The organism is Klebsiella sp. DY2415 (assembly GCF_026314315.1).
Classification (GTDB): Bacteria; Pseudomonadota; Gammaproteobacteria; order Enterobacterales; family Enterobacteriaceae; genus Klebsiella; species Klebsiella ornithinolytica.
The window spans coordinates 4708725-4724491 of record NZ_CP111115.1; the positions used below are offsets into that span (position 1 = coordinate 4708725).

Consider the following 15767-nt stretch of genomic DNA (forward strand, 5'->3'; position numbering starts at 1 on the left):
AGGCCTGCGGCTCAGAACCCGCGCTGCTCTTTGATCAGCTCCCAGGCCTTCTGAATATCCTGTGCTTTCTGCTTCGCCATCTCCATCATTTCCGGCGGTAACCCTTTTGCCACCAGCTTATCCGGATGGTGCTCACTCATCAGCTTGCGATAGGCGCGTTTCACGGTCGCGGCATCATCGGTAGGCTTCACCCCCAGCACGTTGCACGCATCCTCCAGCGTTGGTCCACGCTGCGCCTGCTGCCAGCCGGCATTTCCGCCGCCCTGCCCGTAAGAGCTCTGCTGAGAACCGCCGCCAAACTGAGCGCCGCCCTGCATCATTCGCAGGAACTGCTCGAACTGCGCGCGGGAAATCCCCAGCTCATCGGCAATCACAAACAGAACTTCACGTTCATTAGGATGTAATTCGCCATCGGCGAAGGCCGTCTGCAGCTGAATTTCCAGAAACATCCGAATCAAATCGAAGCGCCCGAAACAGACGCTGCGCAGCTGGCGCATTTTTTCACGCAGCGGATAATCATCGGATTTCCCTACGCGAAAAGCCTGCTGTGCCGCCGTACGCGACTCGCCATGCAAATTCATGCGATCCATCAGGATGCTGGCGACATGAATATCGGCTTCGGTGACGCGACCTTTGGATTTGGTTAAATGGCCCATGACCTCAAAGGTGGTGGAGAAAAACAGCGCCTGCCGCTCCTGCTGATTGGCAAACACATTGATACGGCGGCTTCGCGCCCGGTCAAATATATGGCCGACCAGCAGTCCCAGCACCAGTCCCCAAAAGCCTGCGCCCATCATCAGCGCGACCGCAACCCCAATTATTTTTCCCAAATACTGCATAGACTCCCCAATCTTTCCGCCGCCAGTTAAGCTATATATGACCGCACGTTACAAAGCACTGACGCTTAGGTCAATTGTGGGACATAGCCTATATTTTGCTTTATCATACTCGTCATTCTACACGGTGCCTAACGCTCGGGATCCAAACCGGCAGGATTAACACTAGCGCGATGAAGATGAGTACGTTAGGCTCTGACCGTTTGCAAGCCGCTGCCACAAGATGACGGAACAACAAATACAACGTATGAAAAAACGTATTCCCAGCCTCCTGGCCACCATGATCGCCAGCGCCTTGTATAGCCAACAAGGCCTCGCCGCCGATCTCGCCACGCAATGTATGCTTGGCGTACCAAGCTATAATCGTCCCCTCGTTGAAGGTCAAACTAACGAGCTGCCGGTGACGATCAACGCCGATCATGCGAAGGGCAATTATCCTGATAACGCCGTATTTACCGGTAATGTTGACATTAACCAGGGTAATAGCCGTCTCCAGGCGGATGAGGTCCAGCTTCATCAGCAGCAGGCTGCTGGCCAGCCGCAGCCCGTTCGCACGGTTGATGCGCTCGGCAACGTTCACTATGACGATAATCAGGTTATCCTGAAAGGCCCGAAAGGCTGGTCAAACCTGAACACCAAAGATACCAATATCTGGCAGGGCGATTACCAGATGGTTGGTCGCCAGGGCCGCGGTACCGCCGACCTGATGAAACAGCGCGGCGAAAACCGCTATACCATTCTGGAAAACGGCAGCTTTACCTCCTGTCTGCCGGGTTCTGACACCTGGAGCGTCGTCGGTAGCGAAGTGATCCACGACCGCGAAGAACAGGTCGCCGAAATCTGGAACGCCCGTTTCAAACTCGGTTCGGTCCCTGTTTTCTATAGTCCTTACCTGCAGCTGCCGGTAGGCGACAAACGTCGTTCAGGCTTCCTGATTCCTAACGCCAAATACAGCACCAAAAATGGCGTAGAGTTTTCGCTGCCGTACTACTGGAATATCGCGCCGAACTTCGACGCCACCCTGACGCCGCACTACATGAGCAAGCGTGGCGGCGTGATGTGGGAAAACGAATTCCGCTATCTGACCAAAGCGGGGGCGGGGCTGTTCGAGTTTGACTACCTGCCGTCCGATAAAGTCTACCAGGACGATCACTCCAGCGACAGCAACAGCCGCCGCTGGTTGTTCTACTGGAATCATTCGGGTGTCATTGACCAGGTATGGCGTCTTAACGCCGACTACACCAAAGTCAGCGATCCGGACTACTTTAACGATTTCAGCTCGAAATACGGCTCCAGTACCGACGGCTACGCCACGCAGAAATTCAGCGCGGGCTACGTTAACCAGAACTTCGACGCCACCGTGTCAACCAAACAGTTCCAGGTCTTCAACCGTGAGTCGAGCAACTCCTACGCCGCTCAACCGCAGCTGGACGTGAACTATTACCAGAACGATGTCGGTCCGTTCGATACCCATCTCTATGGTCAGGCGGTGCACTTCGTTAACACCAACGGCAACATGCCGGAAGCCACGCGTGTTCACTTCGAGCCGACGATCAACCTGCCGCTGTCTAACGGCTGGGGCAGTATTAATACCGAAGCCAAACTGCTGGCGACCCACTACCAGCAAAGCAACCTCGACAATTACAATTCGACCAATAATGCGGACTTAAAAGAGTCTGTTAACCGCGTCATGCCGCAGTTTAAAGTCGACGGTAAAATGGTCTTCGAGCGCGATCTGCAGGAGGGGTTCACCCAAACCCTCGAGCCGCGCATGCAGTATCTGTATATCCCGTATCGCGATCAGAGCCAAATCGGTTCCTATGACTCCACGCTGCTGCAGTCAGACTACAGCGGCCTGTTCCGCGACCGTACCTACAGCGGCCTGGACCGTATTGCTTCCGCGAACCAGCTCACTACCGGCGTGACTTCGCGCGTATATGATTCCGCCGCCGTTGAACGTTTTAATATTTCCGTTGGTCAAATCTATTATTTCACCGAGTCCCGGACCGGTGATGACAACATCAACTGGGAGAACAACGACACAACGGGTTCACTGGTATGGGCCGGCGATACTTACTGGCGCATCGCTGATAACTGGGGTTTACGCGGGGGAATTCAGTACGATACGCGTCTGGATAACGTCGCTACCGGTAACGGCACCGTGGAATACCGTCGCGATGAAAACCGTTTAATACAGCTTAACTATCGTTATGCCAGCCCGGAATACATTCAGGCCACGCTGCCGTCGTACTCCACCGCTGAGCAGTACAAAAATGGTATTTCTCAGGTGGGCATGACCGCCAGCTGGCCGGTTGTCGATCGCTGGTCGGTGGTGGGCGCATACTACTTTGATACCAATACCAGAAAGAGCGCCGACCAGATGTTAGGGGTCCAGTATAACTCCTGCTGCTACGCGATTCGCCTCGGCTATGAACGTAAGATCAACGGCTGGGATAGTAACGGCAACGGCGAGAGCAAATACGATAATACCTTTGGCATCAACATTGAGCTACGTGGCCTGAGCTCCAACTACGGTCTCGGCACTCAGCAGATGCTGCGTTCGAACATTTTACCGTACCAGAACTCCCTGTGATGTGGCTGGTTTAAAACGTAATCCGCATTTGCGGTTAATTGAAATGGAAAAAGTATGAAGAACTGGAAAACGCTGCTTCTCGGTATCGCCATGATCGCGAATACCAGTTTCGCTGCCCCACAGGTTGTCGATAAAGTAGCGGCTGTCGTCAATAATGGCGTTGTTCTTGAAAGCGACGTCGATGGCTTATTGCAATCGGTTAAGCTCAATGCTGGCCAGGCCGGTCAACAGCTGCCGGATGACGCGACCTTACGTCATCAGATCCTCGAAAGACTGATCATGGACCAGATCGTTCTGCAGATGGGCCAGAAGATGGGCATGAAAATCACTGACGATCAGGTCGATCAGGCGATTGCCAACATCGCGAAACAGAACAACATGACCATGGATCAGATGCGCAGCCGTCTGGCCTATGACGGTCTTAACTACAACACCTACCGTAATCAGATTCGTAAAGAGATGCTGATTGCGGAAGTGCGTAACAACGAAGTCCGTCGTCGCATCACCGTGCTGCCGCAGGAAGTCGAATCGCTGGCGAAACAGATTGGCGATCAGAACGATGCCAGCACCGAGCTGAACCTCAGCCACATCCTGATTCCGCTGACAGAAAACCCGACCTCTGACGACGTAGCGAAAGCGCAGGAACAGGCTAACGCGATCGTTGAGCAGGCGCGCAGCGGCGCTGACTTCGGCAAACTGGCTATCACCTACTCTGCCGACCAGCAGGCGCTGAAAGGCGGCCAGATGGGCTGGGGTCGTATTCAGGAACTGCCGGGGATCTTCGCCCAGGCGCTGAGCACCGCGAAGAAAGGTGATATTGTCGGCCCGATTCGCTCTGGCGTCGGCTTCCATATCCTGAAAGTGAACGATATGCGCGGCGGCAGCAAGAACATCTCCGTCACCGAAGTTCACGCGCGTCACATTCTGCTGAAGCCGTCGCCGATCATGAATGACGATCAGGCGCGGGCTAAGCTGGAGCAGATCGCCGCGGATATTAAGAGCGGAAAAACCACTTTCGCCAAAGCAGCAAAAGAGTTCTCCGAAGATCCGGGTTCCGCAAACCAGGGCGGCGATTTAGGCTGGGCAACGCCTGATATCTTCGATCCGGCGTTCCGCGATGCGCTGATGCGTCTGAACAAAGGCCAGACCAGCGCACCGGTGCACTCCTCCTTCGGCTGGCACCTGATTGAACTGATGGACAGCCGTCAGGTAGACAGAACCGACGCCGCGCAGAAAGACCGCGCGTACCGGATGCTGATGAACCGTAAGTTCTCTGAAGAAGCGGCAACCTGGATGCAGGAACAACGCGCCAGCGCTTACGTCAAAATTCTGAGCAACTAATATCACGGCCTCATACACAACAGCACTCGGGGTGTATTGAGGCGGCAAGCCGTCGAGCCCGGATAACTCACGATGTGAGCGGACCCGACGGCGTTGCCAACAGAAAGACGTCCTGAAGGATGAAGTGTATGAATCGAGTTGTTATCACTCCCGGTGAACCTGCCGGAATCGGCCCCGACCTTGTTGTACAGCTTGCGCAGCGCGACTGGCCGGTAGAGCTGGTGATTTGCGCCGACGGCGCCCTGTTATCTGACCGAGCTCAACAGCTCGGTCTTCCTTTATCTCTCCTGCCCTACGATCCTTCTCTTCCCGCAGCGGCCCAGCGCGCTGGCACTCTGACGCTCCTCCCGGTCGCGCTGAACGCCCCCGTCGAACCCGGCGTGCTGAACGTGCGCAACGGAAGCTATGTGGTTGAGACGTTGGCTCGCGCCTGTGACGGCTGTCTGAGCGGCGAATTTGCGGCATTGATTACCGGGCCGGTCCATAAGGGCAATATCAACGACGCGGGTATCGCCTTTACCGGCCATACCGAGTTCTTTGAAGAGCGCGCCCACGCCAGCAAAGTGGTCATGATGCTGGCGACGGAAGAACTGCGCGTCGCCCTGGCAACCACGCACCTGCCGCTGAAAGCGATCAGCGACGCGATTACGCCGGATTTGCTCCGTGAAGTGATAACGATTCTGGACCACGATCTGCGCCATAAATTTGGCATCGCCCGGCCGCACGTGCTGGTCTGCGGTCTGAACCCGCATGCCGGCGAAGGTGGGCATATGGGGACGGAAGAGATTGATACGATTATTCCCGTGCTGGAAGAGATGCGCGCCCGGGGGATGAATCTGAGCGGCCCGCTGCCGGCAGATACCCTTTTCCAGCCCAAATATCTCGACAATGCCGATGCGGTACTCGCGATGTACCACGATCAGGGCCTTCCCGTGCTAAAATACCAGGGCTTTGGCCGTGGCGTGAACATTACGCTCGGTTTACCTTTTATTCGCACCTCTGTTGACCACGGTACCGCGCTTGAACTGGCGGGCCAGGGAAAAGCGGATGTCGGCAGTTTTATCACGGCGCTTAATCTCGCCATCAAAATGATTGTTAATACGCAATGAATAATCGAGTCCATCAGGGCCACTTAGCCCGTAAACGCTTCGGGCAAAACTTCCTCAACGATCAGTTCGTGATCGACAGCATTGTCTCGGCCATTAACCCCCAGAAAGGGCAGGCAATTGTCGAGATCGGTCCGGGCCTGGCGGCGCTGACCGAACCGGTCGGTGAACGCCTGGACGAACTTACCGTTATCGAGCTGGATCGCGATCTGGCCGCTCGTCTGCAGACGCATCCGTTCCTCGGGCCGAAGCTGACCATTTATCAGCAAGATGCCATGACCATGAACTTCGGCGAACTGTCGCAGACCATGGGCCAGCCGCTGCGCGTGTTCGGCAACCTGCCGTACAACATCTCAACGCCGCTGATGTTCCATCTGTTCAGCTATACTGATGCCATCGCCGACATGCACTTTATGCTGCAAAAAGAGGTCGTCAATCGTCTGGTTGCCGGACCGAACAGCAAGGCGTATGGTCGACTGAGCGTTATGGCGCAGTATTACTGCCAGATTATCCCGGTACTCGAAGTGCCGCCGGGTGCCTTTACGCCGCCGCCTAAAGTGGATTCCGCCGTTGTGCGCCTGGTGCCTTACCGCACGCTGCCGCATCCGGTGAAAGAGGTTCGCGTGCTGAGCCGAATCACTACCGAGGCCTTCAACCAGCGTCGTAAAACGATTCGTAACAGCCTCGGCAACCTGTTCAGCGTTGAGGTACTGACCGAGCTGGGCATCGACCCGGCAAAACGTGCAGAGAATATTTCCGTGGCGCAATACTGTCAGCTGGCTAACTGGCTATCTGACAACTCGCCCACCAAGGAGAGCTAACCATGATTAATTCGCCTCGAGTTTGCGTGCAGGTGCAAAGCGTCTATATCGAATCGCAGTCTTCCCCGGAAGAAGAGCGCTACGTTTTCGCTTATACCGTCACGATTCGCAATCTGGGGCGGACTCAGGTTCAGCTTCTTGGCCGCTACTGGCTTATCACCAACGGCCACGGTCGTGAGACTGAAGTGCAGGGTGAAGGGGTTGTCGGCGAACAGCCGCATATTCCCGCAGGCGGTGAATTCCAGTATACCAGCGGAGCCGTCATTGAAACGCCGCTGGGCACCATGCAGGGACATTATGAAATGATCGACGTGAACGGCGCGCCGTTCTCGATCGATATCCCTGTTTTCCGTCTCGCAGTACCAACGCTCATTCACTAAAACAATGTCTACATACCTTATTGGCGACGTTCACGGTTGCTACGATGAACTGCTCGCGTTATTAAAGCAGGTGGCGTTTACCCCAGGGAGCGATACGCTGTGGCTCACGGGCGATTTAGTCGCACGCGGCCCGGGTTCGCTGGAGGTTTTACGCTACGTTAAATCCCTTGGCGATAATGTGCGCCTTGTTCTCGGCAATCACGATCTGCACCTGCTGGCCGTCTTCGCCGGCATCAGCCGCAACAAACCCAAAGATCGCCTGAAATCGCTGCTCGAAGCCCCGGATGCCGACGAGCTGCTCAACTGGCTGCGCCGTCAGCCGCTGATGCAGATTGATGAAGAGAAAAAGCTGGTGATGGCCCATGCGGGCATTACGCCGCAGTGGGATCTGGAAACGGCAAAACAGTGCGCGCGCGATGTTGAAGCCGTGCTCGCCAGCGACTCCTATCCGTTCTTCCTCGACGCGATGTATGGCGATATGCCGAATAACTGGAGCCCTGAGCTGAGCGGTCTCGCCCGCCTGCGCTTTATCTCCAATGCCTTTACCCGTATGCGCTACTGTTTCCCGAACGGGCAGCTGGATATGTATGCCAAAGAAGCGCCGGAAAACGCCCCTGCGCCGTTAAAACCGTGGTTTGCCATTCCCGGTCCGGTGAGCAACGAGTACAGCATTGCGTTTGGTCACTGGGCTTCGCTGGAAGGTCGCGGTACGCCGGAGGGGATATACGCCCTCGATACCGGCTGCTGCTGGGGCGGGGATCTCACCTGCCTGCGCTGGGAAGACAAGCAGTACTTTACTCAGCCCTCAAACCGGCAGAAAGAGCCGGACGAAGGCGAGGCGGTAGCCTCCTGAAAAAAATCCCGGATAGCGGTAAGCGGTATCCGGGATATCATCATCTTGCCTCGGCCAACGCTACGCGCTGCCCGGCATACCCTCAGCGACGTTCGAGAATCTCGAAGCAGTAGCTATGCGAGTTCTGCGCATCGGCATCGTGAAATTCGCTGAAGACCGACTCCCACTGATCCGGATCGTAGTCCGGGAAATGGGTATCCCCTTCCACTTCGGCGTCAATGTGCGTCAGATAAAGCTTCCGGGCCTTCGGCAGGAACTGCTCATAGACACGACCGCCGCCGATCACCATTATCTCTTCAACGTCGCCGCAGGCGGCGATCGCTTCATCAACCGACTTCACCCACTGCACGCGATCGTCGGTGCCCGGCTGGCTGCTGATAACGATATTCTTACGCCCCGGCAGCGGGCGACCAATAGACTCCCAGGTCAGACGCCCCATCACCACCGGCTTGTTTAAGGTGTTGCGTTTAAACCAGGCGAGATCGGCAGGCAGGTCCCATGGCATGGCGTTTTCCATACCAATGACGCGATCTACCGCTAACGCCGCAATCAGACTGATCATTGAAAATTTCCCGAATGCAAAAAATTGCCGCCACTATACGTAAAGCGTAATACTTCGTCGACTGCGCGGAGAGTAAAGAATAAGAAAATTTTCGGATTTGCAGGCGGGCCCACGTAAGCTACGTGAGCCGCCTGCTGAGGAACTAAACTGAAAACAAAATGTTAACTGTAAACAAAACGTAACGGCCGCCGCACGACTCAGGCAGAAGGTTTACTCTCCGGTTCATCGGCAATATCTCCGGTGTGTCGACCCTCTTCCGTTCCCTGCCAGCCATGCCGCTGAACCAACGACAGATGGTTACGATCCTCGTTAATTATGGTGGTCAGCATGTCGCTGGTGCGTTTAAAGACCGCCACGCGGGAAGCCGCGTCGTTTTCCGCCATCGCCACCATCTCCTCGACCATTTTCTGGTTGAAGCGACGGAACAGGTCGGCGCGCTCGCGCGCTTCATAAGCGCCCAGGCCCAGGGCTTCCAGCGCCGTTCGCCCGGATTTCAGCGCCGCCTCGAAGGTTTCACGCTCCGGGGCCTCCACGCCAGCCTGACGCAGCTGGATATAGTGATCCACATCGCGGGCGCGGGAGATAATCTGCAGATGCGGGAAATGCTCTTTTGCCAGCTCAACCAGCTGCAGGCTGACCTGCGGATCGTCAATCGCATTGATCAGCACCTCGGCTTTTGCCGCCCCCGCTGACTCCAGCATATCGACGCGCGTGGCATCGCCATAAAACACTTTCATATCAAATTTACGCAGCGTATCAACGTGGTCAGGATCGTGATCGAGGATCACCATCTTCACCCCGCCGGAGAGCAATACACGACCGGCGATCTGCCCGTAGCGGCCGAAGCCGGCAATAATCACCCGCGGCTGCTCTTCATCAATCTCATCCGCTTCGCGTTCCTCGCCGCGGGATGATTTCTCCAGGCGGGTCAACAGTACCAGCAGGATCGGCGTTGCCGCCATTGACAGCGCCACCGCCAGCGTCAACGCTTTCGCCCAGTCGCTATCCAGTACGTCGGCCATCTGCGCCGCGCCGAATACCACAAAGGCAAACTCACTCCCCTGCCCCAGCAGAACCGCAAACCAGCGGCGCTGGGCGCGCGGCACCCCGAGCGGCTTCGCAATCAGCCACAGCATCGCGCCTTTAATGATCAGGAAACCAACCAGCAAAACCAGAATGCGCAGCGGATGGCTCATCAGGGTACCGAAATCAATCGACATCCCGACGCCAATGAAGAACAGCCCCAGCAGCAGCCCCTTAAACGGCTCAATGTCGCTTTCCAGCGCGTGGCGATATTCCGAGCTCGCCAGCAACACGCCGGCGAGGAAGGCCCCCATCGCCATCGACAGTCCGACCTCCTCCAGCAGCAGGCCAAAGCCGAAGACCAGGAACAGGGCTACGGCGCTGAACACTTCGCGCAGACCGGAACGGGCCACGAAGCGTAATACCGGACGGGTCACATAGCGCCCCAGCGCCACCACCAGGACCAGCGCGCCAGCCACCTTGAGCGCGGACAGGGCAAATGCCGCCAGCGTCGTAGAGCCACCGCTGGCGGCCAGCAGCGGGATCATCGCCACCAGCGGGATCGCCGCAATATCCTGAAACAGCAGGACGGCAAATGCGCTCCGCCCCATCTGTGAGACCGTCAGATTACGTTCGTTCATCGCCTGCATCGCGATCGCCGTCGACGACAGCGCCAGCGTCATGCCGATCAGCTCCGCCACCTGCCAGCGCATCCCCAGCAACATGCAAAACAGGCCAATCAGTACGCCGCACACCACCATCTGCAAGGCGCCGCCGCCAAACACCGACGCGCGTAGCTTCCACAGACGCTGCGGGTCGAGTTCCAGACCAATCACAAACAGCATCAGCACCACGCCGATTTCAGCAAAGTGCAAAATCGCCTCGGCGTCGGTCACCAGCCTCAGCCCCCACGGCCCGATAATACAGCCGGCAATCAGATAGCCGAGTACCGACCCCAACCCAAGGCGCACGGCGATCGGCACAATCAGCGCGGCGGATCCCAGATAAATCAGCGCCTGTATCAGCGTATGGCTATCCATGATGCGTCTCCTGCCATTCGATAAGGCGTTGTCGGTAGCGGCGTGCCTGCGCCTGAAGGGTTTCATCGTCGCAGATAAATGTGCAGTGCATGGCGAAAGGCGGCAGCCACTTCATTCCACAGTAGAGACCGGTCGCCTGGAGCGGTTGGGAAAGCACATCAAACCCGGGAAATGCACCGATATCAAAGTGGCTCTCGCCGCCGCCGGTGGTCACCGCCCACATCAGCGATTTACCGCGCAGGGCGATGCCGTTATGTCCGTAAGCCCAGCCGTGCGATAACACTTTATCCATCCACAGTTTCATTAGCGGCGGCACACTGTACCACTGCATCGGATGCTGCCAGATAATCAGCTCGGCGCGTGCCAGCGCCGCCTGTTCGGCGGCGACGTCGATATTAAAATCGGGGTAAAGTTGATAGAGGGAGCGTATTTCTACGCCATCCAGCGTCCTTGCCTGCTCAAGCATCCGCTTATTCGCATGCGAGTGATGCGGATAGGGATGGGCATAAATTATCAGAATCATTGATTAGCCTGCGTTAACTCTCGTTGTAATCAGCAAGAGTGTAGTCAGTTAATCGAAGTGCTTACAATCACAACCTGTTTTTATCTCAACACCCTTCAGGCATTTCGCGGCTGCTTGCTGACGGCGACAGCGGGCTCGCCGATCTCAAGATCGCAGCGTTTCGGCAGCAGGAAGGTCATGGTCCCGGCAATGAGGAGCGATCCTGCCAACGCGCAGACCGCCACGTTCTGGCCATACAGATAGATCATCACCCCAACCAGATAAGGGCCGCAGAAGCCGCCGAGATTGCCCAGGCCGTTAATCACCCCCCGTGCGCTACCGGCAACTTCCGCGGAAGCGATACGCCCCGGCATCGACCAGAACGGGCTGGTAGCCGATTTAAGGAAGAAACCGCAAATCACCAGCGCAATATAGGCCGCCACCACGTGCTCACGCAGTACCACCGAGGCCACCAGCGCCGCAGCGAAGCTGTAGAGCGAGAAGCGTACCCACAGACGACGTTTGCCGCTGCGATCGCTGAATAGCGAAATCACATAAATACCCGCCAGCGTGGCCACAAACGGCAGCACCGCCAGAAACCCGACGCTGGCCATACTGCCGCCGGTCAGCCCCTTCAGAATAGTCGGCAGCCACAGGGTATAACCGTAATCGCCGGTCTGATAAAAGAAGTTGAGGATCACCAGCTTCATCAACCCGCTATTGCGGAAAACATCTTTGACCGGCGCGTTGCTGACCGCATCTTCCGCCAGCTTTGCCGCCCGCTCTGCGGCCAGCGTGGTAACCAGATAGTGACGCTCTGCCTCCGGCAGCCAGCGCGCCTCTTCCGGACGGTCGCTGATCATAAACCACCACACCGCCAGCACTACCACGGACAGCAGGCCTTCGATAATAAACAGCCAGCGCCAGTCGAGCGCGGCAATAATCGCCCCGGAGACCGGCGCGGTCAGCATGCCGCCCAGCGGAGCAAACATCATGACGAAGGCATTGGCACGTCCCAGCTCTTTTTCCGGGAACCAGTTGCTGACCATCGTCAGCACCACCGGTAGCATCCCGCCCTCGGATACGCCGAGAATAAAGCGTAGAACCAGCAGTTGATATTCATGGGTCACAAAACCGGTGGCAATCGACACCACCGCCCAGGCCATCAGCGACCACGCAATAAAGCGTTTACCGCTGCCGTTTACCGCAATACGCCCGCCGGGTATTTGCAGAAATAAATAACCAATAAAAAATATTCCGCTGGCCACACCGGCCATTTGACTGGTAATACCTAAATCAGCTTCCATGCCACCGGGCAAAGCAAAACTAATATTCACCCGATCCATAAACGAAATAATACAGGCAATCAACACCGGCGTGATAATACGCAGCCAGCGGGTGCTGGGAATTTTATCATTCATATTTCGTACTCTCTATGCAGAGGTTATTGTTGTCATTAAATTAGAGCCGGGCACAGAAATAAGAGATGAGAATTAATTAATGGCGTTCGGCAATACGTTACCGGAGAAATAAGCCGTGACGTTTGCCAAAACCACTTCGCTCATTTTCTGTCGGGTTTCATGGGTGGCGCTGGCCACGTGCGGCTGCAACACCACATTATCGAGCGCGATCAATTCTGCCGGGACATGAGGCTCATCTTCAAAAACATCGAGGGCAGCACCGGCGATAACACCGTTTTGTAACGCCTGAATCAACGCCTTTTCATCCACCAGCGAACCGCGGGCGATATTAATCAGCCACGCATGTTTCGGCATGACGTTGAAGACCGAAAAATCGATCAGCCCGCGATTTGCCTCACCGCCGGAGGCGGCAAGCACCAGAAAATCACTCTCATGGGCCAGCGTATGCAGATCGGCGCACCACTGGTAATCCAGCCCCGGGACCGGTTTACGGTCGTGATAAAGCACCTGCATATCAAAACCGCGGGCGCGGCGGGCAATCGCCTGACCAATATTCCCCATCCCCAGCAGGCCGATACGTTTCCCGCTCACCTGAGTAGCCAGCGGCATGCCTCCCTTCTCCCAGCGGCCTTCACGTACAAAACGATCGCCCTGACACAGATTGCGGGAACCGGCCAGCAGCAGTCCCATCGCCAGGTCCGCCACGTCGTTGGTCAGCACGCCGGAAGTGATGGAGACCTGAATCTGCCGGGAGCGAACGTACTCTAAATCCACCGCATCGGTGCCAACGCCGAAAATGGCAATCAGACCCACGTGCGGCAGCAGTTCAAGGACGCTGTTCTGTACCCCGATATCCCCTCGGGTGACAACGGCTGCAATATTCTCTCCCTGCTCACGCAGGAAGGCGATGGGATCCTCCTGCTCGTACAGACGCAGCAGCGGGAAGTCGGCCGCCAGCTGTTCCTGCAAAGCATCAATAACGGGGGCCACTAAGAGGATGGCGCGGGTAATAGTACTCTTCATCAGATCACCTGTTTGACGGTTCATTACGACGGTAGCCACTATCAAACGGTTTTTTAGCCGAACGTTTTGCGATCTGCATCACGCTGAATCGTGTTAAAAATTACTGTTACCGCGTCCGTGATCGCTAAGACAAAAACCCGGTTTTAAGCGGGGACAAGCGACGAGGCGTTAACGTTCTGCTAACACGACTGCGCCGCCGTTCAGGCAGGATTAAATGGTTTCGCCCATCGACAGGCGGTAGTGCAGATCGACTTTCTCTATGGTTGGCAGTCCTTTGATTTTCTTAATTAAAATCTCAGTGGCTACCTTACCCATTTCATAGCGCGGGGTCAGGACGCTTGCCAGCCGCGGGGTGACGATCTGGCCAATCTCCAGGCCATGAAAACCGGCGATCGCCAGCTCCTGCGGCACTGCGATACCCGATGCAAGGCACTCCTGTAACACGCCTACCGCCAGGTCATCATTAGTACAGAGGATCCCGTCCATCGCGGCGTACATCTGCCGCGCCAGATTCATCATGCCGGTGCCAATCGACACCGACGACACCTTATTGGGGGCAATGCGCCCCGTCGGCAGTCCGGCATTCTCCATCGCCTGACAGTAGCCGGCGTAGCGCTGTTCATCGCGGACATCGGACATTGACCCAAAATAGATAATGCGCCGCTTGCCGCTCGCCAGCAGCATCGTGGTCATGTCAAAACCGGCTTTGAAGTTGTCAAAACCGACATTGATTCGCCCCGGGTTCTCCGCCAGCCCCATCACCTCCGCGATCGGAATCTTTGCCGCATTGAGGTATTTGTCCGCCCGCAGCGTATGGAGCGACTCAGTCAGCAGCAAGCCTTTGACATGAAAGGCCAGTACGGCGGCAATCTGCTCCTCTTCACGCTGACGGTCGTAATCGTAATTGACCACCAGCGTCTGGTAGCCGTGGGCCGCGGTCACTGACTCGATGCCGGCCAGCAGGTCGGCGAAGATTTGATTATGAAAAGAGGGAATCAGCACGCCGATGCGTGGGACGGCGACGCTGGTCATCGCCGGATTATCGGGATCGGGCTCGTAACCAATTTCTGCAATCACGCTGGCGATACGCTCCGCCGTCTCCGGTTTCACTTTATCCGGCGTACGTAAATAGCGGCTGACGGTCATTTTGGTTACGCCAGCCAGCGCTGCAATATCATTGAGCGTAATGCGTTGTGCTTTCATCTATCGACCCGTCAAATACATCCACTGCATCAGGCCATTATGCCTGCCGCTGAAGAAAAAGAGAATCGAACCCTTCCAGCGTTAACCCCTTGAGCAGCGGTAATTTCCACGCGGCTTCACGTTTAACGTAACCCCTTTTCGTAACACTGTTTTGAGTGATCTCTGTCACAGATTTAAGCGGCAAAAATCCGTGATATAGAGCACAGGTTCTTCCGCTTCACCTTTTTGTGGATCAGGAATAAAAGCGCACACCGTCATTTATATTCAGCCGTTAATCAGGATATCAAGATGAAAGATCTTTTCAGCTTACAAGGCAAACGTATTTTAATTACTGGCGCAGGACAAGGCATTGGTTTTGTCATGGCGCAGGGCCTTGCACAATATGGCGCCGAAATCATTATCAACGATATTTCAGCGTCCCGGGCAGATGATGCGGTGATGAAATTACGTGATGAAGGCGCGATTGCTCATTCGGCCGTATTTAATGTGACCGATGCCGATGCTGTCGAAAATGCGATTGCTAAAATCGAAGAAGAAATCGGCGCGATTGATGTGTTATTCAATAATGCGGGTATTCAGCGTCGCCATCCGTTTACCGAGTTTCCGGTACAGGAATGGAACGATGTTATTTCCGTGAACCAAACCGCGGTATTTCTGGTCTCGCAGGCCGTGGCTAAACGTATGGTGAGCCGCCAGCGCGGAAAAATCGTCAATATCTGTTCCATGCAGAGCGAGCTGGGACGCGACACCATTACGCCTTATGCCGCCGCCAAAGGGGCGGTCAAAATGCTGACCCGCGGCATGTGCGTCGAGCTGGCGCGCTATAACATTCAGGTCAACGGTATCGCACCGGGCTACTTTAAAACCGCCATGACCCAGGCGTTGGTGGACGATCGCGCCTTTACCGACTGGTTGTGCAAACGCACGCCAGCCAACCGCTGGGGCGATCCGCAAGAGCTGGTCGGTGCGGCGGTGTTCCTCTCCTCCAGAGCATCCGATTTCGTCAATGGTCATCTGTTGTTTGTCGACGGCGGCATGCTGGTTGCCGTCTGATTAAGGAGCG

General features: G+C 56.0%; 14 protein-coding genes. 7 read left to right on the forward strand and 7 right to left on the reverse strand.

The window, feature by feature from the left end; genetic code table 11:
• Positions 1 to 11: 11 nt before the first annotated feature.
• The gene (gene djlA, locus OQV00_RS22330) at positions 12 to 839 is read right to left on the reverse strand and encodes a co-chaperone DjlA (RefSeq protein WP_004857791.1); all 828 of its coding nucleotides are present in this window, start codon (positions 837 to 839) and stop codon (positions 12 to 14) included.
• A 244-nt stretch (positions 840 to 1083) separates the two neighbouring features.
• On the opposite strand from djlA, the gene lptD reads away from it, so the two are divergent.
• From lptD to apaH, 6 genes are all read left to right on the forward strand, one after another.
• Entirely contained in the window at positions 1084 to 3429 is a 2346-nt protein-coding gene (lptD, locus tag OQV00_RS22335; RefSeq protein WP_015585172.1) for an LPS assembly protein LptD, read from the forward strand.
• 54 nt (positions 3430 to 3483) lie between these two features.
• Entirely contained in the window at positions 3484 to 4770 is a 1287-nt protein-coding gene (gene surA / locus OQV00_RS22340) for a peptidylprolyl isomerase SurA (RefSeq protein ID WP_004857788.1), read from the forward strand.
• 119 nt (positions 4771 to 4889) lie between these two features.
• Positions 4890 to 5879 (forward strand): 4-hydroxythreonine-4-phosphate dehydrogenase PdxA, encoded by a 990-nt coding sequence (gene pdxA, locus OQV00_RS22345; protein WP_015585173.1) that lies wholly within the window; start codon positions 4890 to 4892, stop codon positions 5877 to 5879.
• A complete protein-coding gene (gene rsmA, locus OQV00_RS22350) occupies positions 5876 to 6697 on the forward strand; it encodes a 16S rRNA (adenine(1518)-N(6)/adenine(1519)-N(6))-dimethyltransferase RsmA (protein ID WP_099144655.1) in 822 nt (273 codons plus the stop codon). Before pdxA ends, rsmA begins: the two co-directional genes overlap by 4 nt.
• Before the next feature lie 2 nt (positions 6698 to 6699).
• Positions 6700 to 7077: a Co2+/Mg2+ efflux protein ApaG gene (gene apaG / locus OQV00_RS22355; RefSeq protein ID WP_004857782.1), complete on the forward strand. Its 378-nt coding sequence runs from the start codon at positions 6700 to 6702 to the stop codon at positions 7075 to 7077.
• A 4-nt stretch (positions 7078 to 7081) separates the two neighbouring features.
• Positions 7082 to 7930: a bis(5'-nucleosyl)-tetraphosphatase (symmetrical) ApaH gene (apaH, locus tag OQV00_RS22360; protein ID WP_004857780.1), complete on the forward strand. Its 849-nt coding sequence runs from the start codon at positions 7082 to 7084 to the stop codon at positions 7928 to 7930.
• 82 nt (positions 7931 to 8012) lie between these two features.
• Here apaH and folA read toward each other — a convergent pair whose 3' ends face one another.
• From folA to OQV00_RS22390, 6 genes are all read right to left on the reverse strand, one after another.
• Complete coding sequence (folA, locus tag OQV00_RS22365) at positions 8013 to 8492, reverse strand: type 3 dihydrofolate reductase (RefSeq protein ID WP_004857778.1); 480 nt, start codon at positions 8490 to 8492, stop codon at positions 8013 to 8015.
• Between the two features lie 197 nt (positions 8493 to 8689).
• On the reverse strand, positions 8690 to 10555 hold the full coding sequence (gene kefC, locus OQV00_RS22370) for a glutathione-regulated potassium-efflux system protein KefC (RefSeq protein ID WP_004857776.1): 1866 nt from the start codon (positions 10553 to 10555) through the stop codon (positions 8690 to 8692).
• Positions 10548 to 11078 carry a glutathione-regulated potassium-efflux system oxidoreductase KefF gene (gene kefF / locus OQV00_RS22375; protein ID WP_004857773.1) on the reverse strand — a complete coding sequence of 177 codons (531 nt, stop codon included), beginning with the start codon at positions 11076 to 11078 and terminating at the stop codon, positions 10548 to 10550. Before kefF ends, kefC begins: the two co-directional genes overlap by 8 nt.
• A gap of 95 nt (positions 11079 to 11173) precedes the next feature.
• Positions 11174 to 12478: an MFS transporter gene (locus OQV00_RS22380; RefSeq protein ID WP_004857771.1), complete on the reverse strand. Its 1305-nt coding sequence runs from the start codon at positions 12476 to 12478 to the stop codon at positions 11174 to 11176.
• Between the two features lie 72 nt (positions 12479 to 12550).
• Positions 12551 to 13501, reverse strand: a complete 951-nt coding sequence (locus tag OQV00_RS22385) for a 2-hydroxyacid dehydrogenase (protein ID WP_004857769.1) — start codon at positions 13499 to 13501, stop codon at positions 12551 to 12553.
• A gap of 210 nt (positions 13502 to 13711) precedes the next feature.
• Entirely contained in the window at positions 13712 to 14704 is a 993-nt protein-coding gene (locus tag OQV00_RS22390; RefSeq protein WP_015585175.1) for a LacI family DNA-binding transcriptional regulator, read from the reverse strand.
• Between the two features lie 288 nt (positions 14705 to 14992).
• Between OQV00_RS22390 and idnO the strand changes: the two genes are divergently transcribed.
• Entirely contained in the window at positions 14993 to 15757 is a 765-nt protein-coding gene (idnO, locus tag OQV00_RS22395; RefSeq protein WP_004857765.1) for a gluconate 5-dehydrogenase, read from the forward strand.
• The last annotated feature ends 10 nt before the right edge of the window (positions 15758 to 15767 follow it).

What these genes read in the sequence shown, in the direction of transcription:
- djlA (WP_004857791.1), bottom strand. Translation starts at nt 839, where the DNA reads ATGCAGTATTTGGGAAAAATAATTGGGGTTGCGGTCGCGCTGATGATG.
- apaG (WP_004857782.1), top strand. Translation starts at nt 6,700, where the DNA reads ATGATTAATTCGCCTCGAGTTTGCGTGCAGGTGCAAAGCGTCTATATC.
- idnO (WP_004857765.1), top strand. Translation starts at nt 14,993, where the DNA reads ATGAAAGATCTTTTCAGCTTACAAGGCAAACGTATTTTAATTACTGGC.
- lptD (WP_015585172.1), top strand. Translation starts at nt 1,084, where the DNA reads ATGAAAAAACGTATTCCCAGCCTCCTGGCCACCATGATCGCCAGCGCC.
- folA (WP_004857778.1), bottom strand. Translation starts at nt 8,492, where the DNA reads ATGATCAGTCTGATTGCGGCGTTAGCGGTAGATCGCGTCATTGGTATG.
- surA (WP_004857788.1), top strand. Translation starts at nt 3,484, where the DNA reads ATGAAGAACTGGAAAACGCTGCTTCTCGGTATCGCCATGATCGCGAAT.
- OQV00_RS22390 (WP_015585175.1), bottom strand. Translation starts at nt 14,704, where the DNA reads ATGAAAGCACAACGCATTACGCTCAATGATATTGCAGCGCTGGCTGGC.
- kefF (WP_004857773.1), bottom strand. Translation starts at nt 11,078, where the DNA reads ATGATTCTGATAATTTATGCCCATCCCTATCCGCATCACTCGCATGCG.
- OQV00_RS22380 (WP_004857771.1), bottom strand. Translation starts at nt 12,478, where the DNA reads ATGAATGATAAAATTCCCAGCACCCGCTGGCTGCGTATTATCACGCCG.
- OQV00_RS22385 (WP_004857769.1), bottom strand. Translation starts at nt 13,501, where the DNA reads ATGAAGAGTACTATTACCCGCGCCATCCTCTTAGTGGCCCCCGTTATT.
- rsmA (WP_099144655.1), top strand. Translation starts at nt 5,876, where the DNA reads ATGAATAATCGAGTCCATCAGGGCCACTTAGCCCGTAAACGCTTCGGG.
- pdxA (WP_015585173.1), top strand. Translation starts at nt 4,890, where the DNA reads ATGAAGTGTATGAATCGAGTTGTTATCACTCCCGGTGAACCTGCCGGA.
- apaH (WP_004857780.1), top strand. Translation starts at nt 7,082, where the DNA reads ATGTCTACATACCTTATTGGCGACGTTCACGGTTGCTACGATGAACTG.
- kefC (WP_004857776.1), bottom strand. Translation starts at nt 10,555, where the DNA reads ATGGATAGCCATACGCTGATACAGGCGCTGATTTATCTGGGATCCGCC.